The sequence below is a fragment of the Paracidovorax oryzae ATCC 19882 genome, assembly GCF_000687165.1.
In the GTDB taxonomy this organism is placed as follows: domain Bacteria; phylum Pseudomonadota; class Gammaproteobacteria; order Burkholderiales; family Burkholderiaceae_C; genus Paracidovorax; species Paracidovorax oryzae.
The window spans coordinates 14,549-41,007 of record NZ_JMKU01000033.1; the positions used below are offsets into that span (position 1 = coordinate 14,549).

The 26,459-nt window shown below is 70.4% G+C and carries 22 protein-coding genes; 16 read left to right on the forward strand and 6 right to left on the reverse strand.

The genetic code is table 11. The features are described 5' to 3' along the window. Nucleotides 1–140: 140 nt before the first annotated feature. Nucleotides 141–2,183 (reverse strand): DNA primase, encoded by a 2,043-nt coding sequence (dnaG, locus tag T336_RS0120015; protein ID WP_026433862.1) that lies wholly within the window; start codon nt 2,181–2,183, stop codon nt 141–143. Nucleotides 2,184–2,432: 249 nt separating this feature from the next. On the opposite strand from dnaG, the gene T336_RS0120020 reads away from it, so the two are divergent. Continuing rightward, entirely contained in the window at nt 2,433–3,347 is a 915-nt protein-coding gene (locus tag T336_RS0120020) for an EAL domain-containing protein (protein ID WP_026433863.1), read from the forward strand. A gap of 8 nt (nt 3,348–3,355) precedes the next feature. Here T336_RS0120020 and T336_RS0120025 read toward each other — a convergent pair whose 3' ends face one another. From T336_RS0120025 to T336_RS0120045, 5 genes are all read right to left on the reverse strand, one after another. Continuing rightward, complete coding sequence (locus tag T336_RS0120025) at nt 3,356–4,336, reverse strand: TRAP transporter substrate-binding protein (RefSeq protein ID WP_019702198.1); 981 nt, start codon at nt 4,334–4,336, stop codon at nt 3,356–3,358. 219 nt (nt 4,337–4,555) lie between these two features. Then, a complete protein-coding gene (locus tag T336_RS0120030) occupies nt 4,556–6,385 on the reverse strand; it encodes a gamma-glutamyltransferase family protein (protein ID WP_026433865.1) in 1,830 nt (609 codons plus the stop codon). A 103-nt stretch (nt 6,386–6,488) separates the two neighbouring features. Then, nucleotides 6,489–8,078 (reverse strand): alkaline phosphatase D family protein, encoded by a 1,590-nt coding sequence (locus T336_RS0120035; protein ID WP_051647361.1) that lies wholly within the window; start codon nt 8,076–8,078, stop codon nt 6,489–6,491. Next, complete coding sequence (locus T336_RS0120040; protein ID WP_019700522.1) at nt 8,062–9,612, reverse strand: GGDEF domain-containing protein; 1,551 nt, start codon at nt 9,610–9,612, stop codon at nt 8,062–8,064. Before T336_RS0120040 ends, T336_RS0120035 begins: the two co-directional genes overlap by 17 nt. A 145-nt stretch (nt 9,613–9,757) precedes the next feature. Then, complete coding sequence (locus T336_RS0120045; protein ID WP_019700523.1) at nt 9,758–10,732, reverse strand: NADPH:quinone oxidoreductase family protein; 975 nt, start codon at nt 10,730–10,732, stop codon at nt 9,758–9,760. A 141-nt stretch (nt 10,733–10,873) separates the two neighbouring features. Between T336_RS0120045 and surE the strand changes: the two genes are divergently transcribed. The 15 genes from surE (at nt 10,874) to der (ending at nt 26,369) form a co-directional block, all read left to right on the forward strand. Beyond that, nucleotides 10,874–11,665: a 5'/3'-nucleotidase SurE gene (gene surE / locus T336_RS0120050; RefSeq protein WP_019700524.1), complete on the forward strand. Its 792-nt coding sequence runs from the start codon at nt 10,874–10,876 to the stop codon at nt 11,663–11,665. Further along, nucleotides 11,665–12,450: a protein-L-isoaspartate(D-aspartate) O-methyltransferase gene (locus T336_RS0120055; RefSeq protein ID WP_026433867.1), complete on the forward strand. Its 786-nt coding sequence runs from the start codon at nt 11,665–11,667 to the stop codon at nt 12,448–12,450. Before surE ends, T336_RS0120055 begins: the two co-directional genes overlap by 1 nt. A gap of 11 nt (nt 12,451–12,461) precedes the next feature. Next, nucleotides 12,462–13,361, forward strand: coding sequence for a peptidoglycan DD-metalloendopeptidase family protein (locus tag T336_RS0120060; RefSeq protein WP_026433868.1), 900 nt, complete (start codon nt 12,462–12,464; stop codon nt 13,359–13,361). After that, a complete protein-coding gene (locus tag T336_RS0120065; protein ID WP_026433869.1) occupies nt 13,358–14,377 on the forward strand; it encodes an RluA family pseudouridine synthase in 1,020 nt (339 codons plus the stop codon). Before T336_RS0120060 ends, T336_RS0120065 begins: the two co-directional genes overlap by 4 nt. Nucleotides 14,378–14,648: 271 nt before the next feature. After that, on the forward strand, nt 14,649–15,461 hold the full coding sequence (gene scpB / locus T336_RS25445; RefSeq protein ID WP_035226687.1) for an SMC-Scp complex subunit ScpB: 813 nt from the start codon (nt 14,649–14,651) through the stop codon (nt 15,459–15,461). Then, a complete protein-coding gene (locus tag T336_RS0120075) occupies nt 15,458–16,921 on the forward strand; it encodes a pseudouridine synthase (RefSeq protein ID WP_026433870.1) in 1,464 nt (487 codons plus the stop codon). Before scpB ends, T336_RS0120075 begins: the two co-directional genes overlap by 4 nt. Before the next feature lie 92 nt (nt 16,922–17,013). Continuing rightward, the gene (gene ndk, locus T336_RS0120080) at nt 17,014–17,439 is read left to right on the forward strand and encodes a nucleoside-diphosphate kinase (protein ID WP_011794561.1); all 426 of its coding nucleotides are present in this window, start codon (nt 17,014–17,016) and stop codon (nt 17,437–17,439) included. 70 nt (nt 17,440–17,509) lie between these two features. Continuing rightward, a complete protein-coding gene (gene rlmN / locus T336_RS0120085) occupies nt 17,510–18,631 on the forward strand; it encodes a dual-specificity RNA methyltransferase RlmN (protein WP_026433871.1) in 1,122 nt (373 codons plus the stop codon). Nucleotides 18,632–18,657: 26 nt separating this feature from the next. After that, nucleotides 18,658–19,500, forward strand: coding sequence for a type IV pilus biogenesis/stability protein PilW (gene pilW, locus T336_RS0120090; protein ID WP_019700529.1), 843 nt, complete (start codon nt 18,658–18,660; stop codon nt 19,498–19,500). Further along, nucleotides 19,493–20,449: a RodZ domain-containing protein gene (locus tag T336_RS0120095; protein WP_026433872.1), complete on the forward strand. Its 957-nt coding sequence runs from the start codon at nt 19,493–19,495 to the stop codon at nt 20,447–20,449. The genes pilW and T336_RS0120095 overlap by 8 nt, the downstream gene beginning before the upstream one ends. A 36-nt stretch (nt 20,450–20,485) precedes the next feature. Then, nucleotides 20,486–21,730 carry a flavodoxin-dependent (E)-4-hydroxy-3-methylbut-2-enyl-diphosphate synthase gene (gene ispG, locus T336_RS0120100; protein WP_174270293.1) on the forward strand — a complete coding sequence of 415 codons (1,245 nt, stop codon included), beginning with the start codon at nt 20,486–20,488 and terminating at the stop codon, nt 21,728–21,730. An 82-nt stretch (nt 21,731–21,812) separates the two neighbouring features. Then, nucleotides 21,813–23,153, forward strand: a complete 1,341-nt coding sequence (hisS, locus tag T336_RS0120105) for a histidine--tRNA ligase (RefSeq protein ID WP_026433873.1) — start codon at nt 21,813–21,815, stop codon at nt 23,151–23,153. A 21-nt stretch (nt 23,154–23,174) separates the two neighbouring features. Further along, nucleotides 23,175–23,840 carry a YfgM family protein gene (locus T336_RS0120110; RefSeq protein WP_019700532.1) on the forward strand — a complete coding sequence of 222 codons (666 nt, stop codon included), beginning with the start codon at nt 23,175–23,177 and terminating at the stop codon, nt 23,838–23,840. After that, nucleotides 23,837–24,994: an outer membrane protein assembly factor BamB gene (gene bamB / locus T336_RS0120115; protein WP_026433874.1), complete on the forward strand. Its 1,158-nt coding sequence runs from the start codon at nt 23,837–23,839 to the stop codon at nt 24,992–24,994. Before T336_RS0120110 ends, bamB begins: the two co-directional genes overlap by 4 nt. A gap of 31 nt (nt 24,995–25,025) precedes the next feature. Beyond that, nucleotides 25,026–26,369: a ribosome biogenesis GTPase Der gene (gene der / locus T336_RS0120120; protein ID WP_019700534.1), complete on the forward strand. Its 1,344-nt coding sequence runs from the start codon at nt 25,026–25,028 to the stop codon at nt 26,367–26,369. Nucleotides 26,370–26,459: the final 90 nt, after the last annotated feature.

Here is a 26,459-nt window from a genome sequence, read left to right on the forward strand (position 1 = left end):
TCGAGGGGCGGGCCCCCGTGGGCAAGATGTGTGGGCGATCATTTGGTGTGCAGTCCTTGCGGTGTGGGGGGCGGTGTGCGTGTGTGTCACGGTTGCCCGGCCCGGAGGTGCTGCTGTCGCTCTTGCCGATGAACCCTATATTATAGCCCGCCCGCCTTTTTCAAGTTCGCGGGCGCAATGCCCAGCAGGGCCTGCCGCCGCTGCTGCAGCGCGCGGTACTTCTCCAGCGCGGACGGATCGGTCGCCGCCTGCAGGATGAGTTCCTTCTCCTGGCGCTTGATGTCTTCCATCAGCATGCGGTCGAGCAGGTCGCGCAGTTCGCTCCGCAGCTCGGCCGCGTCGCCCTCGGTCTGGGCGTGCGAGCCGGTCATCACCCGCACCGCCAGCGCCTCCGCGTCGTGCCCGCGCAGGCTCTCGCGCAGCACGGCCCAGGCCTGCGGCCCATGCTCGTGCCACTGCGCCTCCAGCCAGGTGAAGAGGGGGCCGTGGGGCGCGGGCAGGGCGCACAGCGTGGCGTGGTCCTCGTGCGAGAGGTCTTCCAGGAACTCCGTGTGCGACAGCAGCAGCCGCGCCGCGTGGTCGTCCCGTCCTGCGGCGGGCGTGGAGGGCAGGGGCGGCTGCGGCGGGCGCTGGTCCTCGCCGCGGCCGCGCCACTTGCCCTTGCCCTTGCCCTTCCAGTCGCCGCCGTCCTTGCGCCAGGGCTTGGGGCTGCCCGTGCCCATGCTGCCCTGGCCGTGTCCGTAGCCATCGTCCCGCGCAGGCGCCCAGCCGCCGCCGTCCGGTGGCCCGCCCCAGGGAGGCGCATCGTCGGCGGCCGGCGCCCCCTGCGCTGCTGCGGTGCCCTGCGGCCTGGCACCGCCGCCGTGCCGCCCGGCGTCCTGTGCGGCAGCCTGGTTCCAGAGGTCGGAAAGATCGGCCGACGTGAGCTGGGCGAGCTCGGCCAGTTCGCCCAGCAGCTGGCGCTTGAGCGCGCCGTCGGGCAGGGCGCTCCACAGCGGCCGGGCGTTCGCCGCCATGCGGGCACGGCCTTCGGCCAGCCCCAGGTCGCAGCCCTCGCCGGCGGCCTCCACCAGGAAGCGGCTCAGCGGCATGGCGCCCTGCACGTGCCGGGCGAACGCGTCGGTGCCATGGGCGCGCACGAAGCTGTCGGGGTCGTGCTCGGCGGGCAGGAACAGGAACTTCACGCTGCGCGTGTCGGTGGCGTAGGGCAGGGCGCCGTCGAGCGCCTTGCGCGCCGCGCGCCGGCCCGCCGCGTCGCCGTCGAAGCTGAAGACCACCGTGTCGGTGAAGCGGAAGAGCTTGTGCACATGGTCCGGCGTGCAGGCCGTGCCCAGCGTGGCGACGGCGTTCGGAAAGCCCAGCTGCGCGAGCGCGACCACGTCCATGTAGCCCTCGGTGACGAGCGCGTAGCCGTGCTCGCGGATGGCGGTGCGCGCCTCGAACAGGCCGTAGAGCTCGCGCCCCTTGTGGAAGACGGGGGTTTCGGGCGAGTTGAGGTACTTGGGCTTGTCATCGCCCAGCACCCGGCCCCCGAAGCCGATGCATTCGCCCTTCACGTTGCGGATCGGGAACATCACCCGGTCGCGGAAGCGGTCGTAGCGCTTGCCGTCTTCCTCGTTCACGATGACCAGCCCGCTCTCGTGCAGCAACGGGTTGTCGTATTCGGGGAACACGCTGGCGAGCGACCGCCAGCCTTCGGGCGCGTAGCCCAGGCCGTAGCGCTTGGCGACCGCCCCCGATACGCCGCGCCCCTTGAAGTACGCAATGGCCCGCTGCGACTCGCGCAGGTGGCGGCGGTAGGCCTCGCCCGCCTTCTCCAGCACGTCGGTGAGGGTGGCCTGCTTCTGGCGCTGCGCTGCCGCGCGCTCGCGTTCCTGCGGGGAGACGTCGTCCTGCGGCACCTGCAGCCCCACCTGCTGGGCCAGGTCCTGCACGGCCTCCACGAAGCCCATGCCGGCATGCTCCATCAGGAAGCTGATCGCGTTGCCGTTCTTGCCGCAGCCGAAGCAGTGGTAGAACTGCTTGGACGGGCTGACGCTGAACGAGGGCGACTTCTCGCCGTGGAAGGGGCACAGCCCCATGAAGTTGGCCCCGCCCTTCTTGAGCTGCACGTAGCGGCCGACCACATCGACCACATCGACGCGCGAAAGCAATTCCTGGATGAAGGACTGGGGGATGGACACGCCGGGGATTTTCGCCGGAATGCCGCCGGCCGGTCCCTGTATCTCGGTGTGCTATTGAATTTATAGCAGCATGGGGCGCCGGGCCTGATTCCGGGAAGGATTCGATGCCTGAAGGTGCCGCACGCGCCAGGCCGAGCCCGGTGGGCGCCGGCGTAGGACGCCACCGCTTGCTGCGGCCGGGGCCCCCGCGCGGGCGCGCGGCTGCACTAAGCTGCCTGGGCCACTTCCGGGAACGCTCCCCTGACTGCCATGCACGCGCACGCTTCTTCCGCCCGCGCCTGCTCCGCGTGCCGCAACGGTACCGCGGAGCTGGATTTCGACTTCACCATGGCCTTCCAGCCCATCGTGGACCTGCGCCACGGCGGCAGCGTGTTCGCTTACGAGGCGCTGGTGCGCGGCGCCGACGGCAGTTCGGCCGCGTCGGTGCTGGCCCGCGTGAACGACGGCAACCGCTATGCGTTCGACCAGGCCTGCCGGGTGCGCGCGGTGGAGTTGGCGGCCCGGCTGGGCATCGACTGCCGGCTGAGCATCAACTTCCTGCCCAATGCGGTGTACCAGCCCGAAACCTGCATCCAGGTCACCCTGCAGGCCGCGCGGCGCAACGGCTTCCCGGTCGAGCGCATCATCTTCGAGGTGGCGGAGCACGAGAACGCCCACGACCGCGAGCACCTCAACCGCATCCTGCGCGCCTACCGCCGCCAGGGCCTGCGCACGGCCATCGACGATTTCGGTGCGGGCTATGCGGGGCTGGGCCTGCTGGCCGACTTCCAGCCCGACATGCTGAAGATCGACATGGCGCTGGTGCGCGGCATCGGCACCGACCCGGTGCGCCAGGCCATCGCCCGCGGCGTGGTCTCGATGGGCGAGTCGCTGGGCATCGCGGTGATCGCCGAGGGCGTGGAGACCGAGGACGAACTCCGCCCCCTGCGGGCCATGGGCGTCCACCTGTACCAGGGCTACCTCTTCGCGCGCCCCGCGCTGGAGGCGCTGCCGGCCGTGCAATGGCCCCAGGGCGCCGGCTTCGGGGGCAGTTTCGGCAATGCGGCGGATGTGCCGGTTGGCGATGCGGCGGGTACCGGCGTGCCTCCGGCGGCGCAACGCGCCATGGCCGGTGCACGGTCACGCGGCGGCGCGGGCATGGCGCTGGGATTCGGGCTCGGCTGAGCGCCCGGTCACTGGTTGGAGATGATGGTGAGCAGGTCGCCCCGCACCTCGGGGTTGTCGGTGTACTTCTTGTAGAGCGGTGCCATGCGGCGCACGTAGGGCGAGAAGTCGGCCACGGGGGCGAACTGCACGCCCTCCTTGGCCAGGGCGGTGCGGGCCGCGAGTTCACGTTTTTCCCAGAGGCTGCGCATCAGCAGCGCGGAGTCCTTGCCGGCCTTCAGGAAGACCTTGCGGTCCTCTTCGCTCAGCCGCTTCCACAGCTGGGTGGAAACCACCAGGGCCTCGGGCGCGATCATGTGCTGGTCCAGCAGCATGTATTTCGCCAGCTTGTACTGGCCGGTGGATTCGTACGAGACGATGTTGCCTTCCGCGCAGTCGATCTTGCCGGTGCGGAAGCTCTCGGGCACGTCCTTGTAGGGCACGACCACCGGCGTGGCGCCCAGCAGCTTCACCATCTCGATGTGCGATTCGACCTGCTGCACCCGGATGCGCAGCCCCGCCAGGTCTTCGCGGCGGCTGATGGGCTTGTCGGCGCAATAGAACGAGCGGGCGCCGCCGTTGTACCAGCCCAGCACCACGTAGCCGGACGCCTTGAGCTTCTCCGCGAGCCGTTCGCCCATCGGGCCGTCCAGGTAGCGGAACATGTGGGCGGCGTTGCTGAACAGGAAGGGCAGGTTGAACGCCTGCAGCGCCGGCACCGCTTCCGCGAGCGGGCCCATGTTGAATTCCGCGGCGTCGATCTCGCCGGCCTTGAGCATCTGCACCGCCTTGGCCTGGTCGCCCAGCACGGCATCGGAAAAGAGCTGGATCCGGTAGCGGCCCTGGGTGCCGGCCTGCACCTCGGCGGCGAAGCTCTTCATCGCCTCGGTGACGGGATAGCCGTCGGGATGGATGTTCCAGGCCCGCAGCGGCGCGGTGGTCTGGCTGGTGGCGGGCGCTGCCCAGAACGCCAGCACGGTGGCGAATGCTGCCCAGAAACGCTTGCCCATGTGTTCTCCCCGTCCTCGCGGAAATTGGTCGTGGCGGAGGCCGGCTGCGCAGGCAGCCGCCGTGTCGCCATCGCCCAGCATTCTCCGGGCGACTCTTCCGTGGGAGCAAGCGATTTTCAGGCGGGCACGCGCCGCCAAAACCACAGCCCCGCCGCGCGGGGCTTGGCACTGCCCATGCGATGTGCTAGCCCGGCCGTGGCCGCCGGGCAGCGTGGCCGGTCAGTCGCCCATCACGATGCCCTCGCGGCGCGGATCGGCGCCGCCCAGCCACATCGGCTGGCCGTGCACGTTGGCGCGGGTGATGGCCTGCAGCCCGCTGGTCATGTTCATCTCGCGCACCTCGGCGCCGCGCGTGCGCAGCTGCTCCACGGTGGCGGGCAGGAAACGCTTTTCCTCCAGCATGGTGGGGCCGTTGAGGTTGCCGAAGTTCGGCAGGTTGATGGCCTGCTGCGGCGTCAGCCCCCAGTTGAAGATGCCATGCAGCGTCTTGGCGGTGTAGTGGATGATGAGCGCGCCGCCCGGGCTGCCGCCGCTCGCCGCGAGCTGGCCGGTGGCCTTGTCGAAGACCAGGGTCGGGGCCATGGAGGAGCGGGGGCGCTTGCCGGGCTCGACGCGGTTCGCGATGGGCCGGCCGGCCGCGTCGCGCGGCGCGAAGCTGAAGTCGGTCAGCTCGTTGTTCAGCAGGAAGCCCTTGACCATCTGGCGGGAGCCGAACTGGTCCTCGATGGTCGTCGTCATCGCCACGGCATTGCCGCGGGCGTCCACCACGCTGATGTGGCTGGTGCCGTGCTCGATCTGGTCGGGCATCGGTGCCAGGGCCGTCTTCACGGCCCCCGGCGTGCCGGGCTGGGCCACCTTCAGGCTCTGCGGGCCGATGAGGCGCGCGCGCCGGGCCAGGTAGGCGGGATCGAGCAGGCTCGACCAGCTGCCCGCCGGCGGCTGCACGAAGTCTGGGTCGGCCACATAGAGTCCGCGGTCGGCGAAGGCCAGGCGCGCGGCCTCGTTGTAGTAGTAGAGCCAGTCGGCGCCGGGCTGCAGGTCCTGGGGGCCGTTCGGACCGGCCTGCAGCGGCATGCCGGCCGCGGGCGTCTGCTGCAGGATGCCGAGGATCTGTGCCACGGCGATCGCCCCGGAGCCGGGCGGCGGGAACCCGCACATGCGGTAGGCATGGGCCGCCACGGTGTAGTCGCTGCACAGGGCTTCGCGCTTCTTCGGCTGGTAGCCTGCCAGGTCCGCCAGGCTCAGCCGGCCGGGATTCGTCGGGTGGCCCTGCACCTTGGCCACGATGGCCTGGGCGACCTCCCCCTCCAGCAGGGCCCTGGAGCCGTTCTGCGCGATGGCCCGCAGCACGGCCGCGAGTTCCGGATTGCGCAGCACGTGCCCCACGGGCCAGGGCTTGCCCGCGGGATCGAAGAAGTAGGCCCGCGCGGCCGGGTCCTGCGCCAGGTATTTCTCGTTGGCGAGCAGGCTGTTGAGCCGGGCGCTCACCTTGAAGCCGCCCTCGGCCAGGCGGATGGCGGGCTCGAACAGCTGTGCCCAGGGCAGCACCCCGTGCTCGCGGTGCGCCATCTCCAGCATGCGCACGGCGCCGGGCACGCCGACCGAGCGGCCGCCGACCACGCCGTCGTAGAACGGCACGGGCTTGCCGTCCCGGCCGAGGAACAGGTCCTCGCTGGCGGCGGCAGGGGCGGTCTCGCGCCCATCGTACGCTTCCACCTTGCTTCCCGCTGCATGCAGCAGGAATGCGCCGCCGCCGATGCCGCTGGACTGGGGTTCGACCAGCGTGAGCACCATCTGCACCGCGATGGCCGCGTCGATGGCCGACCCGCCGGCCTTGAGCACCTGGTAGCCCGCATCGGTGGCCAGCGGATTGGCCGCGGCGACCGCGAACTCGCGCGTGGCCCAGCCGGGCTTCTCCGTATACCCCGACGACCCTTCGGGCTGGTCGGGCACCGAATAGGCGAGTTGCGGGGCGGTGGAGCAGGCGGCCAGCAGGGCCGTGGCGGCAGCCAGCGCCAGGGCGGTGCGGCGGGTGGACGGGAACTTCATGCGGGTACGCCTCCTTCGTCGTGCAGTGGAATGATCTCGGGGTAACGCCGGGCATCCTATCGGCCCGCCCCGGCCCGTGGCGGCTTTGTTACAAGCGGGTACGTCAGTCCCGTACCGGGCCCGGACAGCCGTCTTCCACCACGAAGCGCGCCAGCGTGGAGCAGGCGCTGTCGGACCGCAGCGGGTCAGTCACCGTCCGCAGCACCGTGGTCCAGCGCTGCGGCGTGACGTCGGCCAGGCCCCAGCCGCGCAGGTCGCTGCGCGCCAGCAGCACGTGCGGGTTGAGCCGCGCGATGGCGTCCACCCGTTCCTGGGTGGTGCCGGCCCGCGAGCTGATCGATGTGCCGCAGAACTCGCTGGCCAGCGTGGGGGCGTCCGGCGCCGGGCCGCGCACCTCGCAGACGTAGTTCTGGTGGATGTCCCCGCCGAGGAACACGGTATTGCGCGGCGCCCGGCCCGCGAGGGAGGCGAGCAGCCGTTCGCGCGCCGCGGGATAGCCGTCCCAGCTGTCGGTGCCCTGCCGTCCGGAGGGCGTGCGGCGCGGCGAGAACAGTGTCTGCTGCGCGATCACGCTCCAGCGCGGGGTGCTTCCATCGCCGGCTGGCGCGGCATCCTCGGCCAGCCCCGCATCCAGCCAGCGCTCTTGGTCCATGCCGAGAAAGCTGCGCGCCGGGTCCGCCAGCTCGGCGCACGCCGCGGGCCGCACCGCGCCCGCGCCGCCGGACCCCGGCGGGCGGCAGGCCTGGCGGTTGCGGAACTGGCGCGCATCGAGCAGGTGCAGGCGTGCCAGCCGCCCCCAGGCGAGGCGCCGGTACAGCGGCAGGCCGCCGAAGCCGCCCCCGGCCTGGAGCGCCGCCGCGCGCAGCGGCATGTGCTCGTAGAACGCCTGGTAGGCGGCGGCCCGCAGGTCGCCGAAGGCGGCCTCCGGCTCCCGCCCGGACAGCCCGGCGTAGTCGTTCTCCACCTCATGGTCGTCCCAGGTCACGGCCCAGGGGGCTGCGGCGTGGGCCGCCTGCAGGGCCGGGTCGCTGCGGTGCAGCGCATAGCGGTCGCGGAAGTCGGCCAGTGTTCGCGCGTGGCGCAGCGCATGCACGCGCGCCAGGCCCGATGGATCGGCAGGGCTCGCGTATTCGTAGATGTAGTCGCCCAGGAACAGCACGAGGTCGGGCGCATGGCGGCAGACGTCGTTCCAGGCGGCGTAATACCCGTGCTCCCAGCGCTGGCACGAGGCGAACGCCAGGCGCAGGTGCGGCTGCGGGTCTGCGAGGGATGGCGCGGTGCGCGTGCGGCCTGTGGGGCTCGCGGCGTCGCCGTGCAGGAAGCGGTAGAAATACCAGCGCCCCGGCTCCAGTCCCCGCAGTTCCACGTGCACGCTGTGCGCCAGCTCCGGCAGGGCCGTGGCCGTGCCCTGGCGCACGATGCGGCGGAACCGGTCGTCGTGCGCCAGCTCCCAGCGCACCGTCGCCGGGCCGGCCGCGCCGCCGGGCTCCGGCGGCATCAGCCGGGTCCAGAGCACGAAGCCGTCGGGTGCAGGGTCTCCGCTCGCCACGCCGAGCGCGAAGGGATCGTTTCCCCAGCCGGATGACGACCATGCCCGGCGGGGCAGGGCGCCGGGCACCGCCAGCGCGGCAGCGAGCCGCAGCAGCGTGCGGCGGTCCGTGGCCTGCCGGGGCGGGTCAGGCCGCCATGACACGGTTCTTGCCCGAGCGCTTGGCGAGGTACATGCCCTGGTCCGCCCGCCGGATCGCTTCCGCCGTCGTCTCCTGCGGCGCGAGCTGCGCCACGCCGGCGCTGAAGGTGATGAGCACCTTTTCCTGGTCCTTGAGGAAGTAGCGCGTGGTCAGTTCGCGCTGCAGGCGTGCCATGGCCTCCACGCCCTGGGCCAGGGAGGTGTCCGGCAGGATGATCACGAACTCCTCGCCCCCGTAGCGGGCGAGCTGGTCCTGCGGGCGCATCACCTCGCGCGTCACGCCCGCGAGGTGCTTGAGCGCCTCGTCACCGCCCGTATGCCCCAGCCGGTCGTTGATGGCCTTGAAATTGTCCAGGTCCAGCAGCGCGACGCACAGCGGCGCGTCGTTGCGCAGCGCGCGTGCCACTTCGCGGTCCAGTGCCTCGTCCAGGCCCTTGCGGTTCAGCGAGCCGGTCAGCGGATCGTGCCGCGCCTGGGCGCTGGCCCGGTCCAGTTCTTCCTGCAGCTTGGCGATCTCGGCATGCCTGGCCTCGGAGCGCTCGCGCAGCTCCTGCAGTTCGTCGCGCGTCAGGCGCGTGTCGAGCGCCATGGCGCGGGTGGCCCCCATCACCTCCTCGAGCAGCGGCGTGATCTGGTCCAGGCTCGTGGCCTGCCCGATCTGCTCGGCGCAGCGCTCCATCTTCTCGTGGTAGGTGCTGCTGGATGCGGTGATCTGCGCGAGCCGCTCGATGAACGTGGCCAGCAGCTCCTTCATCTGCTGCTGGGCCTGCACGGTGCGCTCGCGCGCCTCGTTCTGCTTGAAGATCACGTCCTTGAGCCGGCGCTGCACGTCGTCCAGCCGCCGCAGCGTGAGCGGCGGCGTGGAGGCCGCCTTGAGGGCCTCGGCCTGCCCCTGCAGCCACTGGTCGTCCTGGCTCAGCACCGCGATATTCTCGAACACCATGTGCAGCAGGGTCAGCAGGCCGGAGCGGATCGCCGCCTGGTCCTCGGTGGCGAAGGAGAGCCGGTAGCTGAAATTGTTGAGCATCAGCGCCAGCGTGGAAACCGGCGGTGCGGGCTGTCGCAGGAACTGCGTGAGTTGCGCCGCCAGCTCATGGACGCGCGCATCGTCCTCGCCCAGCGCCGGCAGCGTGTTGTCGACCAGCCGGGCCAGTTGCTCCGCCATGTCGTCGGGCAGCACCGTGGCGGCGCCGGCCGGGGCGGCCGTCAGCGGTGCCGGGGCCGTCTCCACGGGGGTGGCGCCGCCGGCATGCAGGCCGAGGTTCGCATAGCCCACCAGCACGCCCTGAAGCTGTGACCAGTCCCCCTGCTCGATGGCCGCCTCGAACTGGCCGAGCAGCCGCTTCTGGGCAGGCGTCTGGCCGGGGAGCACCCGCAGGATGTGGCGCAGTTGCGCATCGGGAAAGGCCGGGGCCGTGCGCGTGCCGGCGATCTCCTCGTACAGCGCCTGGTAGTTGTCCGGGGTGGGCGCGAGGCGGCGGGCCGCCAGCTGTTTGAGGGTTTCTCGCGCGATCTCTGAAGGGGGGCGGTCGGCCATCGGGCATGCACGGCAGAGGATGGGGCCCCGAGTGTGACAGACGGCGGACGCCTTGAACAGCGCGGCCGGGGCGGCCCCGCAGGCCGGCGCGGCGGTTCCGCGGGGCGGCACGCGGCGCCGTGGCCGGGCCGCCGCCGCCGGAAGGTCAGTTCACCAGCACCAGCTTGCCCTGCACGGCCCGCGACGCCATCCGCTCGTAGGCCGCATGCAGCTGCGCCATGGGCATGGTGCGGTCGATCACCGGCTTGACCGCGCCTTCGCCGTACCAGCGCGCCAGCTCCGCCATCATGGCCGCGTTCGCCTTCGGCTCGCGCCGGGAGAACTCGCCCCAGAACACGCCCACGATCGATGCCCCCTTGAGCAGCGCCAGGTTCAGGGGCAGCGAGGGGATCGGGCCGGCCGCGAAGCCCACCACCAGGTAGCGCCCGCGCCAGGCGATGGAGCGGAAGGCCGGCTCGGTGAAGTCGCCGCCCACGGGGTCGTAGATCACGTCCGGGCCCTTGCCGTCCGTGAGGCCCTTGATCGCCTCGCGCAGGTTTTCCGCGCTGTAGTTGATCACCGCATCGGCACCGGTCGAAAGGCACAGCGCGCATTTCTCGTCCGAGGAGGCTGCCGCGATCACGCGCGCGCCCATCTTCTTCGCGATCTGGATGGCCGCGGTGCCCACGCCACCGGCCGCGCCCAGCACAAGCACCGTCTCGCCGGCCCGCAGCTGCGCCCGGTCCACCAGTGCGTGGTGCGAGGTGGCGTAGATCATGATGAAGGCCGCGGCGTCCACGTGCGGGAAGCCGTCCGGCAGCGGCATGCACAGCGCCGCGGGCGCGATGGCATGGGTCGCGAAGCCGCCGGTGCCTGTCAGGCAGGCCACGTTCTGGCCCACGCGCAGGTGCTCCACGCCTTCGCCCACGGCCTGGACCACGCCGGCGTACTCCGAACCCGGCACGAACGGCGGATCGGGCTTCATCTGGTACTTGTTCTGCACGATCAGCAGGTCGGGGAAGTTCAGGCTCGCGGCGCGGATCTCGATCAGCACCTCGCCACGCTTCGGGACGGGCGTCGGCAGCTCGGTCCAGGCGAGGTTGTCCACGCCCGTGGGCTGGGTGCAAAGCCATGCATGCATGCGGGGTCTCCTTCGGTGGTTGCGCGGGCATCATAGGCGCCCGGCGCGCAGGGCCGATGTCCCTGGAGCGACGGCCCCCCGCCGGCGGCCGCCCGTGGGGCGGGCCCTACAATCTTCGCGCACTCCGCACTCAGCGACCCCATGAAGATCCTTCTTTCCAACGATGACGGCTACCAGGCGCCGGGCATCGTGGCGCTCCATGCCGCACTGCGCGAGATCCCCGGCGTCGATGTCGACGTGGTGGCTCCCGAGCACAACAACAGCGCCAAGTCCAACGCGCTCACGCTGCATTCGCCCCTGTACGTCCACCAGGCGGCCAACGGCTTCCGCTACGTGAACGGCACCCCCGCCGACTGCGTGCACATCGCGCTCACCGGGCTGCTGGGCTTCCGGCCCGACCTGGTCGTCTCCGGCATCAACAATGGCGCCAACATGGGAGACGACACCATCTATTCCGGCACCGTGGGCGCGGCCATGGAGGGCTACCTGTTCGGCGTGCCGGCCATCGCCTTTTCCCAGGTGGACAAGGGGTGGGGCGAAATCGAGGCGGCCGCGCGCAAGGCCCGTGAAATGGTCGAGCAGATGCACGCGCAGCACCTGGTCGGGGAAGTGCCCTGGCTGCTGAATGTCAACATTCCCAATCTTCCGTTCGATCAGTTGCGCCCGGTGAGGGTCTGCCGCCTGGGCCGGCGCCATGCGGCCGAGCGGGTGATCGAGCAGGAGAGCCCGCGCGGCGAGCGCATGTACTGGATCGGCGGCGCGGGCCCGGCCAAGGACGACTCCGAGGGCACGGATTTCCATGCCACCGCGCTCGGCCACGTGGCGCTCACCCCGCTGAAAGTGGACCTGACCGACCACGAGGGCCTGGCGTACTGGTCCGACACGGCGGGGCGCCTCGCCCAGCCATCGGCCGCGGCCGCCGGGGCGCTGTAATGCATCGGCGGCCCGGTTTTCCCGCCCGGCTCGACACGCCGCCCGCTCCCGGCGCTCCACGCGCACCGGCGTCCGTGCGCGCCCCGCTGCCGGGCGGCGCGCCGGCGGCCGGGCCGGTGCCGCACGGACTGGGCCTGGATTCGGCCGCCGTGCGCGCACGCATGGTGCAGCGCCTCGCCGCCGGCGGGATCACGTCGCCCGCCGTGCTCCAGGCCATGGGCACGGTGGAGCGGCACCGTTTCGTGGACACCGCGCTCGTCAACCAGGCCTACGAGGACACCAGCCTGCCCATCGGGCTCGGGCAGACGATCTCCAAGCCCAGCATCGTGGCCCGCATGACCGAGCTGCTGCTGGGCGCCGAGGGCGCCCGCGCGGGCGGCCTGGGGCGCGTGCTGGAAATCGGCACCGGATGCGGCTACCAGGCCGCGGTGCTCGCCCGGGTGGCGCGGGAGGTGTACACCATCGAGCGGCTGCGCGCGTTGCATGAGAAGGCCCGCGACAATCTGCGCCCCTGGCGGTTGACCAATGCGCACCTGATCCTGGGCGACGGCATGGCCGGTTACGCCAAGGGCGCACCCTATGCCGCCATCATCGCCGCCGCGGGCGGTGAAACCATTCCCGACGCCTGGGTCCAACAGCTCGCCGTGGGAGGGCGCCTCGTCGCCCCCATGGCCGCGGCGGGCGGGCGGCAGGTCCTCGTCGTGATCGACAGGACTCCCCACGGGCTTCAGCAGAGCACGTTGGAGGCCGTACATTTTGTCCCCCTAAAATCGGGGATTGCCTGAAGGAATTGCTTATGCTGGTATCGCGTGGTCTTGTGGCTTGGAGTTCGGTGGCGTTGGCGGTCGTGGTGCTGGCCGGCTGCGGAACCCGCGTCAACAGGGCTCCGGTGGAAGACCGCGGCACCGCCGCATCTTCCTCGTCCACTGCGCCGCAGTCCGGCGTCGTCGTCGGCACGCCGCCGAAGCCCCTGCCGGGGGCCGAGAACGCCGGCAAGCCCGGCTACTACAGCGTGAAGCCCGGCGACACCCTCATCCGCATCGGGCTCGAATCCGGCCAGAGCTGGAAGGACATCGCCCGCTGGAACAACCTGGACAACCCCAACCTCATCGAGGTCGGCCAGGTGCTGCGGGTCGTGCCGCCCGGCACCACGCCGCCCGCGCAGATGGCCGCCGATACCGGCGTGGTCACACGCCCCGTGACCTCCACCGCCATCGCACCCGCCCCGGCGGCGTCCGGTGCGAGCGCGCCGCGCGGCGGTGCATCCGCCGTGGCGGCAGCGCCGGCTCCGGCACCCGCCCCGGCCCCGGCTGCCGGCGGCGGCGATGACGACATGGCCTTCATCTGGCCGGCGTCCGGCTCGCTGGTGGCCGGCTTCGACGAGGCCCGCAACAAGGGCTACGACATCGCCGGCAAGGCGGGCGACCCGGTGCTGGCCGCGGCCGACGGGCGCGTGGTGTATGCCGGCGCGGGCCTGCGCGGCTACGGCAACCTGGTGATCCTCAAGCACAACAACACCTACCTGACGGCGTACGCCCACAACCAGACGCTGCTGGTCAAGGAAGACCAGTCGGTGCGGCGCGGCCAGAAGATCGCCGAAATGGGCAGTTCCGACACCGACCGCGTGAAGCTGCACTTCGAGATCCGCCGCCAGGGCAAGCCCGTGGACCCGGCGCGCTACCTGCCCGCGCGTTGAGTCCCGTCGCGCCCCCATCCGCCAATGGCCTCCCCGAGGGCCTGGCGGACGATCCGGCCGAGGCGGAAGACGGCTCCGACGCCGCGGAAACCCGGGTCGTGCAGGCATCCCCTGCGCAGCACGGTGCCCGGCTCGACAAGGCGCTGGCGGAACTCGTGCCCGAGTTCTCCCGCAGCTATCTCCAGCAGTTGCTGGGCGAGGGCGGGGTGCTGGTCAACGGCCGCGCGGCGGCCAAGCCGTCGGCCCGCGTGCAGGCCGGCGACGTGCTCTCGGTCGAGCTGCGGCCCACGCCCCAGAGTCAGGCATTCCGCCCGGAAGCCATGGCGCTGGACACCGTGTACGAGGACGAGCACCTGCGCATCGTCAACAAGCCGGCCGGACTGGTCGTGCATCCCGCCCCCGGCAACTGGAGCGGCACGCTGCTCAACGGCCTGCTCGCGCTGGATCCGCGGGCCGGCAACGTACCCCGGGCGGGCATCGTCCACCGGCTCGACAAGGACACCAGCGGCCTCATGGTCGTCGCGCGCGAGCGCTCCGTGATGGACGCGCTCGTGCGGATGATCGCCGCGCGCGAGGTCAGCCGCCAGTACCTGGCCCTGGGGCACCGTGCCTGGCAGGGGGCGCAGACCCGCGTGGTGGAAGAGGCCATCGGACGCGATCCGCGCAACCGGCTGCGCATGGCGGCGGTGGACCTGGCCGCGCATGCCGGCAAGCCGGCCCGCACCGACATCGCCGTGCTCGACACGTGCCAAGACGGCTGCCTGGTGCACTGCACGCTCCACACGGGGCGCACCCACCAGATCCGCGTTCACATGGCGTGGCTGCGGCATCCGCTCGTGGCCGATGCGCTCTATGGCGGCGAGCCGGCGGCGGGCCTGTCCCGTCAGGCGCTGCACGCCTACCGCCTGGCGTTCGCCCATCCCGTTACCGGGCAGCCCCTGCTTTTCCATGCGCCGCTGCCCGGCGACATGGCCGGCGCGCTCCAGGCCTGGGGCCTACGCTACAATCCGGCCTGAACGCGGCCTTCCGGCCGCCCGGCCTCATCGGGCCCCGCCGCGCGCCGTGCCGTCCCGATCGAATGCCCCGCCGCTCCCGCGGCCCACGCCTGCCACCAGAGCGGCTGACAAAACTGTATCGCTGCCTTCCCGTCCGCACCCCTCGCGGGCCGTGCCCCTTTCGGCATGGGCCTGCATGGCGGGCCAGCAGAGTTCTGCCAGCCGCTGGAGCCTCCCCAACCTCGTGCGGTGCCCCGCGGCCAGCGGCACCGCCAACCGCCATCGCTGAACCATGAATACGGTGGATGCCAAACGGGTCCTCGAAACCGCGCTGATCTGTGCGCCGCAGCCCGCGACGCTGCGGGAGTTGCGCACGCTCTTTCAAGATGCGCTGGGCGCCGACACCATCAAGCAGTTGCTGGTGGAGCTGCAGCAGGAGTGGTCCCAGCGCGGCGTCGAGCTCGTGCAGGTGGCATCGGGCTGGCGTTTCCAGAGCCGGCCCGAGATGCGCGAGTACCTCGACCGGCTCCATCCCGAGAAGCCCCCGCGCTATACCCGCGCCGCCCTCGAGACACTGGCCATCATCGCCTACCGGCAGCCCGTCACCCGTGGCGATATCGAAGAGATCCGCGGCGTGACCGTCAACAGCCTGATCCTCAAGCAACTCGAGGACCGGGGCTGGGTGGAGGTGATCGGGCACCGCGAGACCGTCGGCCGTCCCGCCCTGTTCGCGACCACCCGCCAGTTTCTCGACGACCTGGGGCTGAAATCCCTGGACGAGCTGCCCATGCTGGAAAATCCCGCTGTCCAGTCCAGCGTCCTGGAGGCCCTGGAGCGCGGGGCCGCGGAGCCAGGAGACGACGGACCGCAGGATGCCGCCGAGGCGCCTCCCGCCTCGCCCGCGGCGCCCGACTCCGCCGATGCACCGGGCGGCCCCGGTCCCGGCCCCCATCCTCCGGAGCCCGCCGGCAGCGATGCCGGCTCCACCGATGCCGCCTCTGCCGTCCCGGAAGACGCCGCACCCACAGAATCACCGACGACCGCCGATGACGATCCGGAGCCCCGGCGCCCCGAACCTCCGGTCCCTCCCGAAAGCACGCCATGAATCCATCCGAGCCCGATCACGACGGAGCCGCCGCTGCCCCGCAACCCGCAGCCGACGACGCCTCCGCGGCCCAGAAGCCCGCCCGCCGTGCGCCGCGCAAGCGGGCCGCGGCCCCCGTTGCCGGGCCCGAATCCGCCACGGCTCCCGATCCTGTGTCCGGTGTGCCCGCCGATGGCGCCGCCATCGCCCAGGCCGCGTCCGAACCCGCTCCGCCGGAAGCCACCCCGGACGACGGCGATACCGCTGCGCCCGGGGTGCACTCGGCCGCGCCTGCCCGGAAGCCGCCGCGGGATCGCAGGGAGCAGGCACCGCGTGGGCCGCGCGGCCGCCCGAACCCGGCCACGCCGGAGGGCTACCGGTTCGACGACGTGGTCTCGGGCCAGCTCGACGCCGATGAAGACCGCGCCGACGTCGCGCCCGCCAAGCGCGTTCTGCCGCCGCAGGTGGAAATGCCCAAGCTGCACAAGGTCCTGGCCCAGGCCGGACTGGGCTCCCGGCTGGAGATGGAGCAGCTCATCCTCGAAGGCCGCATCTCCGTCAACAACGAGCCGGCCCACATCGGGCAGCGCGTCCAGTACGGGGACCAGGTCAAGGTCAACGGCCGGCCCATCCGCTACCGCATCGACCCGCCCGCACCCCGGGTGATCGCCTACCACAAGCCCGTCGGCGAAGTCGTCACCCACGACGATCCCCAGAACCGGCCCACCGTGTTCCGCAAGCTCCCGCGCCTGGCCCACGGCAAATGGCAGTCCGTGGGGCGCCTGGACCTGAACACCGAAGGCCTGCTGCTCTTCACCAGCGCGGGGGAGCTGGCCAACAAGCTCATGCACCCCCGGTTCGGCCTGGAGCGGGAATACGCGGTGCGGGTGCTGGGCGCCCTGAGCAACGAGGAAAAGCAGCGCCTGCTCGACGGCGTCCAGCTCGAGGACGGCATGGCCGCCTTCGGCTCCATCGAGGACGGCGGGGGCGAGGGCTCGAATTGCTGGTACCGCGTCACCATCTCCGAAGGCCGCAATCGCGAGGTGCGGCGCATGCTCGAGTCGGTGGGCCACGCCGTCAGCCGCCTCATCCGCATCCGCTACGGCTCCATGATGCTGCCGCGCGGCCTCAAGCGCGGCGCGTGGCTGGAACTGGACGAGCGCGACATCCGCGCGCTGATGCAGGCCGCCGGCGCCGAGATGCCGCGCCCCGCCGGGCCGGGCGCCGCCGCGGGCGACCGCAAGGGAGGCGGCCCGCGCAAGGGCGGCGGGCGTGGCCAGAGTGGCCCCGGTGGCCCGGCGCCCCGGGGCGACTATTTCAATTCGCCCGCTGGCGGCCGGGGCAAGCGCGACGCGCCGGCCTCCAGCCAGCCCGATCCGATGAAGACCTCCGTGGGCTACATCGGCAGCGACAGCCTCGCGCGGCACCGCCAGGACCAGAAGCAAAAACGCAAGGCCTTCCAGAAGCGCGGCGGGCGCTGAGTGCCCTGCCACATTGTGGACAAGTCCTGCCGATTAGAATCGAGGGCTTTGTCCGCAGGGCAAAAGTCTTTCTCACCATCCAAGGAAAAACCATGGCTATCGAACGCACCCTCTCCATCATCAAGCCCGACGCAGTCGCCAAGAACGTGATCGGCCAGATCTACGCCCGCTTCGAAGCCGCCGGCCTGAAGATCGCCGCCGCACGCATGGCCCACCTGTCGCGCCAGGAAGCCGAGCAGTTCTACGCCGTCCACAAGGAGCGTCCCTTCTTCAAGGACCTGGTGGACTTCATGATCTCCGGCCCCGTGATGATCCAGGTGCTCGAAGGCGAGAACGCCATCCTGAAGAACCGTGAACTGATGGGCGCCACGGACCCGAAGAAGGCCGCCCCCGGCACCATCCGCGCCGACTTCGCCGACAGCATCGACGCCAACGCCGTGCACGGTTCGGACGCCGCCGAAACGGCCCAGGTGGAAGTGTCCTTCTTCTTCCCCGGCCTGAACATCTACGCACGCTGATCCCGCTGGCGGCCCGGCGCGGCGCCTGCGCCATGCCCCGGGCCCTGCCGGCCGGAACGGCTCCCCGACGATGACCAAGAACCTTCTCGACTTCGACCTGGACGGGCTCGCCGCCTTCTGCGAGCAGCTCGGGGAGAAGCGTTTCCGCGCGGTCCAGCTTTTCCGCTGGATCCACCAGCGTGGCGCCAGCGATTTCGCCCGGATGAGCGACCTGGCGAAGTCGCTGCGCGAGAAGCTCTCGGGCTGCGCCCATGTCGCGGCCCTGCCGGTCATCAGCGAGCACGTATCCGCTGACGGCACCGTCAAGTGGCTCTTCGACGTCGGCGACGGCAATGCGGTCGAGTCCGTGTTCATCCCCGAGGATGACCGCGGCACGCTGTGCATTTCCTCGCAGGCCGGCTGCGCGGTGGGCTGCCGCTTCTGCTCCACGGGGCACCAGGGTTTCAGCCGCAACCTCACCAGCGGCGAGATCGTCGCCCAGCTGTGGTTCGCCGAGCACGCCCTGCGCGCGCGCCTGGGAACCCAGGAGCGCGTCATCTCCAACGTGGTCATGATGGGCATGGGCGAGCCCTTGCAGAACTACACCGCACTGGTGCCGGCGCTGCGCACCATGCTCGACGACCATGGCTATGGCCTGTCGCGGCGGCGCCTCACGGTGTCCACCTCCGGTGTCGTGCCCATGATGGATCGCCTGTCCCAGGACTGCGCCGTGGCGATGGCCGTGTCGCTGCATGCGCCGAACGACGCCCTGCGGGACCAGCTGGTTCCCCTGAACCGCAAATACCCCCTGCGCGAACTGCTCGACGCCTGCACGCGTTACCTGGAGCATGCGCCGCGGGATTTCATCACCTTCGAATACTGCATGCTCGATGGCGTCAACGACCAGCCCGAGCATGCGCGCCAGCTCATCGATCTCGTGCGCCCGCGCGGCGCGGAGGGCGTGCGCTGCAAGTTCAACCTGATTCCCTTCAACCCGTTCCCCGCTTCCGGACTGCACCGTTCCAACCCTCAGCAGGTGGCGGCTTTCGCGAAGATGCTCAGCGATGCGGGTATCGTTACGACCGTGCGCAAGACACGCGGCGATGACATCGACGCGGCCTGCGGGCAGCTCGCCGGCGATGTGAAGGACCGCACCCGGGCGGCCGAACGCATGGCCAGGCAGCGCACGATCGTTCTCAAACCGGTGGCATGAAGGCCGCCCCGTTCTGGAGGCTTGAGATGGTGGAACCCCGATCGTTCCTGCGGCATGCGTCCCGCCACGTCCTCGCGGCCGGTGCAGCCGTGTGCCTAGCACTGGTCCTGGGCGGATGCGCTGCCCGGCCCGACACCGGCGCCAGCACGGCTGCCGCCCTGGCGCCCGAGGCCAACCCGTCGTCCGAGGCGGCGGAGCTGCGCCGCCGCGCACGCATCCGGCTGGAGCTCGCCGCCAACTACCTGGAAATGGGCCAGACCCAGGTCGCGCTGGAAGAGGTCCAGCAGGCCATCTCCACCGATCCCTCGTTCGGGGACGGCTACAACCTGCGCGGCCTGGTGTTCATGCGCCTGGGCGACTGGCCATCGGCCGACGACAGCTTCCGCCGCGCGCTCGACATCAATCCGCAGGAGCCCTACCTGCTGCACAACTACGGCTGGCTGCGCTGCCAGCAGAAGAACTACGCGGAAGCCGAGCGCTTCTTCGACCGCGCGCTGGCCGTGCCTTCCTACACCGCCCGCTCGAAGACGCTCATGACGCAGGGGCTCTGCCAGGAACGCGCGGGGCGGGTGGCCGAGGCCGAGAAGACGCTTGCCAAGGCCTACGAACTCGATGCCGGCAATCCGGTGGTGGGCTACAACCTGGCGTCGATGGCGTTGCGCCGCGGCGACGCGAAGCGGGCGCAGTTCTACAGCCGGCGCCTGAACAACAGTGAACTGGCCAACGCGGAATCGCTCTGGCTGGGTATCAAGATCGAGCGCGCCCTGGGCAATGCCCTGGAGATGCGCCAGCTGGGTGAACAATTGCACAAGCGTTTCCCTGACTCCAAGGAAGTGTTGGCATTCGATCGGGGGGCATTCAATGAGTGAGCCGGTGGCGCAGGACGCACAGATTTCCAGCGCGGAAGTGGAACGGGCATTGGCGGATGCCGCCGCGGCGGGCGCGATGCTGAGGCAGGCGCGCGAGCAGGCGGGCATGCATGTCGCCGCGCTGGCGGTGTCGCTCAAGGTGCCGGTGCACAAGCTCGAGGCCCTGGAGGCCGGCAACCTCGGCGTGTTCCCGGATGCCGTCTTCGTCCGTGCGCTGGTGTCCAGCATCTGCCGCACCCTCAAGATCGACGCGGCGCCCGTGCTGGCGCTGCTGCCGCAGAACCAGGCACCCCGGCTGTCCTCGCACGAGGGCATCAACGCATCGTTCAAGCCGGGATCCGCCAAGCTCGCATCTTCCTCTGCCGCGCCCGGCTCGCGCAAGGTCGCATTCGCCGTCGCCTTCCTGCTGGTGGCTGCCGTTGCCCTGGTGTTCGTTCCCCGGGAATGGTTCGACCGCCTGCAGGGCGCACCGTCGGTCGCGACCAGCGAGCCTTCGGGTGCCCAGGAGACCGCACAGGCCGGCGGCGCGCCCTCGGCCTCGCCGGCCGGAACGGTGTCCGAGCCTGTGCTGCTGCGCCAGGAAACCCTGGTGGGCGGCGCACCGCTGCCGCCCGCTCCCGTGGCGTCGTCGGCCGTGGCTGCGTCCAGCGCGCCCGCGGCGGCACCGGTCGTCGCTGCCGCCGCATCGGCTCCCGCCAGTGCGGAGGCCGCGCAGAGCGCCCTCGTCATCCGTGCCCGCGGCGACTCCTGGGTCCAGGTGCGCGCGGCGACGGGCGCCACCGTCCTGCAGAAGCTGGTGCGCGCCGGAGAAACCGTGGCGGTTCCCGGCTCGCCCCCATGGTCGGTCGTGGTCGGCAAGGCCGACGCCACCGAGGTCCTCGTGCGTGGCCAGCCCATGGACCTGGCGCCCGTCGCGCGAGAGAACGTTGCCCGGTTCGAGGTGAAATAAGTGATCCACACTCCCAACGCCGAATCCCCCATCGCCATGGCATCGCCGCTGCCGCGGCGTTCGCGCCAGGCCCGCATTGCCTGGGGCGACCGGGTGGTGACGGTCGGTGGCGACGCGCCCGTGCGCGTGCAGTCCATGACCAACACCGATACCGTGGACGCGATCGGCACGGCCATCCAGGTCAAGGAACTGGCGCAGGCCGGTTCCGAGTTCGTGCGCATCACCGTCAACACGCCCGAGGCGGCCGCCGCCGTTCCTTACATCCGCGAGCAGCTCGACCGCATGGGCGAGACCGTGCCGCTGGTGGGCGATTTCCATTACAACGGGCACCGCCTGCTCACCGAATACCCGGACTGCGCCCAGGCGCTCTCCAAGTACCGCATCAACCCCGGCAACGTCGGCAAGGGCGACAAGCGCGACCGGCAGTTCGGCCAGATGATCGAGGCGGCCATGCGCTGGAACAAGGCCGTGCGCATCGGCGTGAACTGGGGCAGCCTCGACCAGGAACTGCTCGCCGGCCTGATGGACGCGAACAGCCGGCGCGCGGTCCCCTGGGATGCCCGGCAGGTCATGTACGAGGCCCTGATCACCTCCGCCATCGAATCGGCGCAGCGTGCCGAAGCCATGGGCCTCGATGGCAACCAGATCATCCTGTCCTGCAAGGTCAGCGGCGTGCAGGACCTGATTGCCGTCTATCGCGAACTCGCCCGCCGCTGCGACTATGCCCTGCACCTGGGCCTGACCGAGGCGGGCATGGGCACCAAGGGAACGGTCGCTTCCGCGGCCGCGCTGTCGGTGCTGCTGCAGGAAGGCATCGGAGACACCATCCGGGTGTCGCTCACGCCCCAGCCCGGCGAGGCCCGCACCCAGGAGGTCGTCGTGGCTTCCGAGATCCTGCAGGCCCTCGGGCTGCGCGTCTTCGTGCCCAGCGTCACCGCCTGCCCCGGCTGCGGGCGCACCACCAGCACGACCTTCCAGGAACTGGCCAAGCAGATCGACGATTTCCTGCGTTCGCAGATGCCCGTGTGGCGCACCCGCTATCCTGGCGTCGAGAAGATCAAGGTGGCCGTGATGGGCTGCATCGTGAACGGCCCGGGCGAAAGCAAGCACGCCGACATCGGCATCAGCCTGCCCGGAACGGGCGAGGCACCGTCCGCGCCGGTCTTCATCGATGGAGAGAAGGCGATGACCCTGCGCGGAGAGCACATCGCCCGCGACTTCCAGCAGGTGGTCGAAGACTATATTTCCCGCCGCTTCGGCAGCACCGCCGAAGTTCTCTGATCCGTTCAGGGCAGGGGTGCCGCATCCTCTCGTGGATGCCGGCCATGCCCGCACCGGGGCCCGCGCCCCCATCTTCCGACGTATGTCCGCAAGCAATCCCTCCAACCCGTCCCAGGCCTCCAGGCCCGCCAAGCTCGCCGCCGTCAAAGGCATGAACGACATCCTGCCGCCCGAGTCGTCCCGCTGGGAATGGCTGGAAGGCAAGGTGCGCGGCCTCATGGGGCAGTTCGCCTACCGGAACGTCCGCACGCCCATCCTGGAGCACACCGCGCTGTTCGTCCGCGGCATCGGCGAAGTCACCGACATCGTCGAGAAGGAGATGTACTCCTTCCACGACCGTTCCGACAAGTACGGCGACAACGACCACCTCAGCCTGCGGCCGGAGAACACTGCCGGCGTGGTGCGCGCAGCCATCGAGCACAACATGCTCTACGACGGCCCCAAGCGCCTCTGGTACACCGGCCCCATGTTCCGCCGCGAAAAGCCCCAGCGCGGACGCTTCCGGCAGTTCCACCAGATCGGCGCCGAGGCGCTGGGCTTCGCCGGCCCCGACGTCGATGCGGAACTGATCCTCCTGGCGGATGCGCTCTGGAAATCCATCGGGCTCACCGACGTGCGGCTCGAACTCAACAGCCTTGGCCAGCCCGCGGAGCGCGCACGCCACCGCGAGCAGCTCATCGCCCACTTCGAGCGCCATGCGGACCTGCTCGACGAGGACGGCAAGCGCCGCCTGCACACCAACCCGCTGCGCATCCTGGACACCAAGAATCCCGCGATGAAGCCCGTGGTGGAGTCGGCCCCCCGGCTGATGGATTTCCTCGGCGAGGAGTCGCTCGCCCACTTCAATGGCCTGCGCGCCATCCTGGACGCCAACGGCATCGCCTACACCATCAACCCGCGCCTGGTGCGGGGACTGGACTACTACAACCTCACGGTGTTCGAGTTCATCACCGATCGCCTCGGCTCCCAGGGCACGGTCTGTGCCGGTGGTCGCTACGACGATCTCATCGTCCAGGTGGGCGGCAAGCCGGCCCCGGCCGTCGGTTGGGCCATCGGCGTCGAGCGCGTGCTGGAACTGCTCCGGGAGCAGGGCGCTGCCATTCCCGAGGCCCGGCCCGATGTCTACGCCGTCGTGCCCGACGCGTCTGCTGCCCCGGTCGTGCTGCGCACCCTGCGGCAATTGCGCGAGGCGGGGCTCAGCGTGCAGATGTACGCCGCCAGCGTCGAAGGGCAGGGCAGCTTCAAGTCCCAGTTCAAGCGCGCGGACGCGAGCGGTGCGGCATTCGCCCTGGTGTTCGGCGCGGACGAACTGGCCCGGGGCGCCGTCACCGTCAAGCCGCTGCGGGAGCAGGGTGCAGAGCAGGTCGAGCGGCGCCTCGACGACATCCCCGCCTGGGCCGCCACCCTACAATCCCCCCGCTAATCCTGTCGCGAACCCTTATTCATGGCAAAACACCTCGACCTCGAAGAACAAGAACAGATCGACCAGCTCAAGCATTTCTGGAATGCCTGGGGCACCCTCATCAGCGGGGTGATGGTCGTGATCTTTGGCGGTGTGGCCGCCTGGAACGGCTACCAGTACTGGCAGAACCGGCAGTCGGGGCAGGCCGCCGCGCTGTCGGATGCCGTGCAGGTCGCTGTGCAGGGCGGCGACGCGGCCCGCGCCACCCAGGCCTTCGATGACCTCAAGTCCCGCTACGGCGGTACCGTCCAGGCTGCGCAGGCGGGCCTGCTGGCCGCGAAAGCCATGGTGGACAGCGGCAACCCGGACGGGGCCAAGCCCATCCTGCAATGGCTGGCCGACAACGCGTCCGATGACGGCTACAAGGCCATCGCCTCGCTGCGGCTGGCGGGCCTGCTCATCGACCAGAAGGCCTACGACCAGGCCCTGGCACGCCTTTCCGGCAAGTTCCCCCCGCAATTCGATCCGATGGTCGCTGACCGCAAGGGCGACGTGCTGGCGCTGCAAGGCAAGAAGGCCGAGGCGATCGCCGAGTACCAGAAGGCATACAAGGGCCTCGAGGACGGGACCGAATACCGTCGCGTCGTCGAGGTGAAGCTGGGCAGCCTGGGCGTCCAGGCGCGTGCAGACGGAGAGGCCGCAAAGTGACACAGCAGCACAACTTCGAGCGCGGCGCCCGCCGCGCGGGCCTGGCCCTCCTCGTGGCCGCCGCCATGCTGGCTTCCGGGTGCTCCCTGTGGGGTGGCTCCTCCAAACCCAAGCCCGCCGAACTGGGGCCCGTGGTTCCCGTGATCGGCGTGCGGCAGGCCTGGACGTCCAGGATCGGAGAGATCGGCCGCCTGCCCCTGTCCGTCAACGTGAGCGGTACCCAGGTCACCGTCGCGTCCGCCGAAGGCACGGTCGCTGCCATCGATGCCCGCACCGGCGGAGACATCTGGCGTGCCACGGTCGGCGAGCCGCTGTCCGCTGGCGTGGGTAGCGACGGCAAGTGGACCGCGGTCGTCACCAGCTCCAACCACCTGGTCGTCCTGTCCGGCGGCCGCGAACTGTGGCGCAAGCCGCTCGCGGCCCAGGTCTATACGGCGCCGCTGGTGGCCGGCAACCGCGTCTTTGTCCTGGCGGCGGACCGCTCTCTGTCCGCCTACGACGCGGCGGGCGGCGCCAGGCTCTGGAACCAGCAGCGGCCCGGGGAACCCCTGGTGCTGCGCCAGGATGGCCTGATCACCGCCGTCGGTGACACCCTGGTCGCCGGGCTGTCGGGCCGGATGGTGGGGTTCAACCCCGACAACGGCACCGTGCGCTGGGAAGCCCCGCTGGCCAGCCCGCGCGGCACCAACGACGTCGAGCGGCTGGTGGAACTGCTCGGCCGCGTGAGCCGCGAAGGCGACAGCGTCTGCGCCCGGGCCTACCAAGCCACGGTCGGCTGCGTGGACACCTCGCGCGGCACGGTGGCCTGGACCCATCCCGCCAGCGGCTCCGAAGGCATCCATGGCGACGCGACCATGCTGTTCGGCACCGAGAGCAATGGCACGGTGGTGGCCTGGAAGCGCGCCGACGGCGCCCAGGCCTGGTCGCTCGACAAGCTGCGCTACCGCAAGCTGAGCGCGCCCCTGCTGCTGGGGCGTTCGGTGGTGGTGGGCGACGATTCCGGCCTCGTGCACCTGCTGTCCCGCGAGGACGGCTCCTTCCTGAACCGCCTCACGACGGATGGCTCGGGTGTGGCTGCCCCGCCCGTGGCCGCCGGCGACACGCTGGTGGTGGTCACGCGCAACGGCGGCATCTACGGGTTCCGTCCCGAATGACCGGCCCCATGCCAACGAGGAAAGTGTCCGGATGAAGCCAGTCATCGCCCTGGTGGGCCGCCCCAACGTGGGCAAGTCCACCCTGTTCAACCGGCTCACGAAGTCGCGCGACGCCATCGTCGCCGATTTCGCGGGCCTCACGCGTGATCGGCACTACGGCAACGGCAAGCTGGGCAAGCACGAATACATCGTCATCGATACCGGTGGTTTCGAGCCCGATGCCTCATCTGGCATCTACCGCGAGATGGCAAAGCAGACGCAGCAGGCCGTCGCGGAAGCGGACGTCGTCATCTTCGTCGTGGATGCACGCGCGGGCCTGTCGGCCCAGGACCACGACATCGCCAACTACCTGCGGCGCCTGGGCAAACCCTGCCTGCTCGTGGGCAACAAGGCCGAAGGCATGCGCGAGGGCGCGCAGCTGGCCGAGTTCTACGAACTGGGCCTGGGCGAAGTCCTCCCGGTCTCCGCAGCCCACGGCCAGGGTGTCCGCAGCCTGCTGGAAACGGCCCTCGAAACGTTGCAGCTCCCCGAACCCGAGGACGAAGAGGAAGACGGCGACGACAAGCCCATCCGCCTGGCCGTCGCCGGCCGGCCGAACGTGGGCAAGTCCACGCTCATCAACACCTGGCTCGGCGAGGAACGCCTCGTCGCCTTCGACATGCCGGGCACGACGCGGGACGCGATCTCCGTGCCCTTCGAGCGCAACGGGCAGCAGTTCGAGCTCATCGACACCGCAGGCTTGCGGCGCAAGGGCAAGGTGTTCGAGGCCATCGAGAAATTCTCGGTGGTCAAGACCCTGCAGGCCATCGAGTCCGCCAATGTCGTGCTGCTGCTGCTGGACGCCACCCAGGGGGTGACCGACCAGGACGCGCACATCGCCGGCTACATCCTCGAAAGCGGGCGTGCGGTGGTACTTGCCGTGAACAAATGGGATGCCGTGGACGACTACGGCCGCCAGATGCTCGAGCGCTCCATCGAAACGCGCCTGTCGTTCCTGAAGTTCGCCTCGCTGCATTTCATCTCCGCGAAGAAACGCCAGGGCCTGGGCCCGCTGTGGACGTCGATCGCTCAGGCGCACAAGTCCGCCACGTGCAAGATGCCCACTCCGGTGCTGACCCGGCTGCTGCTGGAGGCGGTGCAGTTCCAGACGCCCAAGCGTTCGGGCATGTTCCGCCCCAAGATGCGGTATGCCCACCAGGGTGGCATGAACCCTCCCGTGATCGTGATCCACGGCAATTCGCTCGAGCACGTCACGGACGCCTACAAGCGTTTCCTCGAAGGGCGGTTCCGCAAGGAGTTCAACCTGGTGGGTACGCCCCTGCGCATCGAAATGAAGACTTCGCACAACCCGTTCGCCGACGACGGCGACTCGTAGGCGCACATCCCGTCAATGCCCTGACTTTGTTCGGGGCGACGGAAGGCTGTGGTAAGGTGCAGCTTTACAACAATATTCCTGAACACGGAG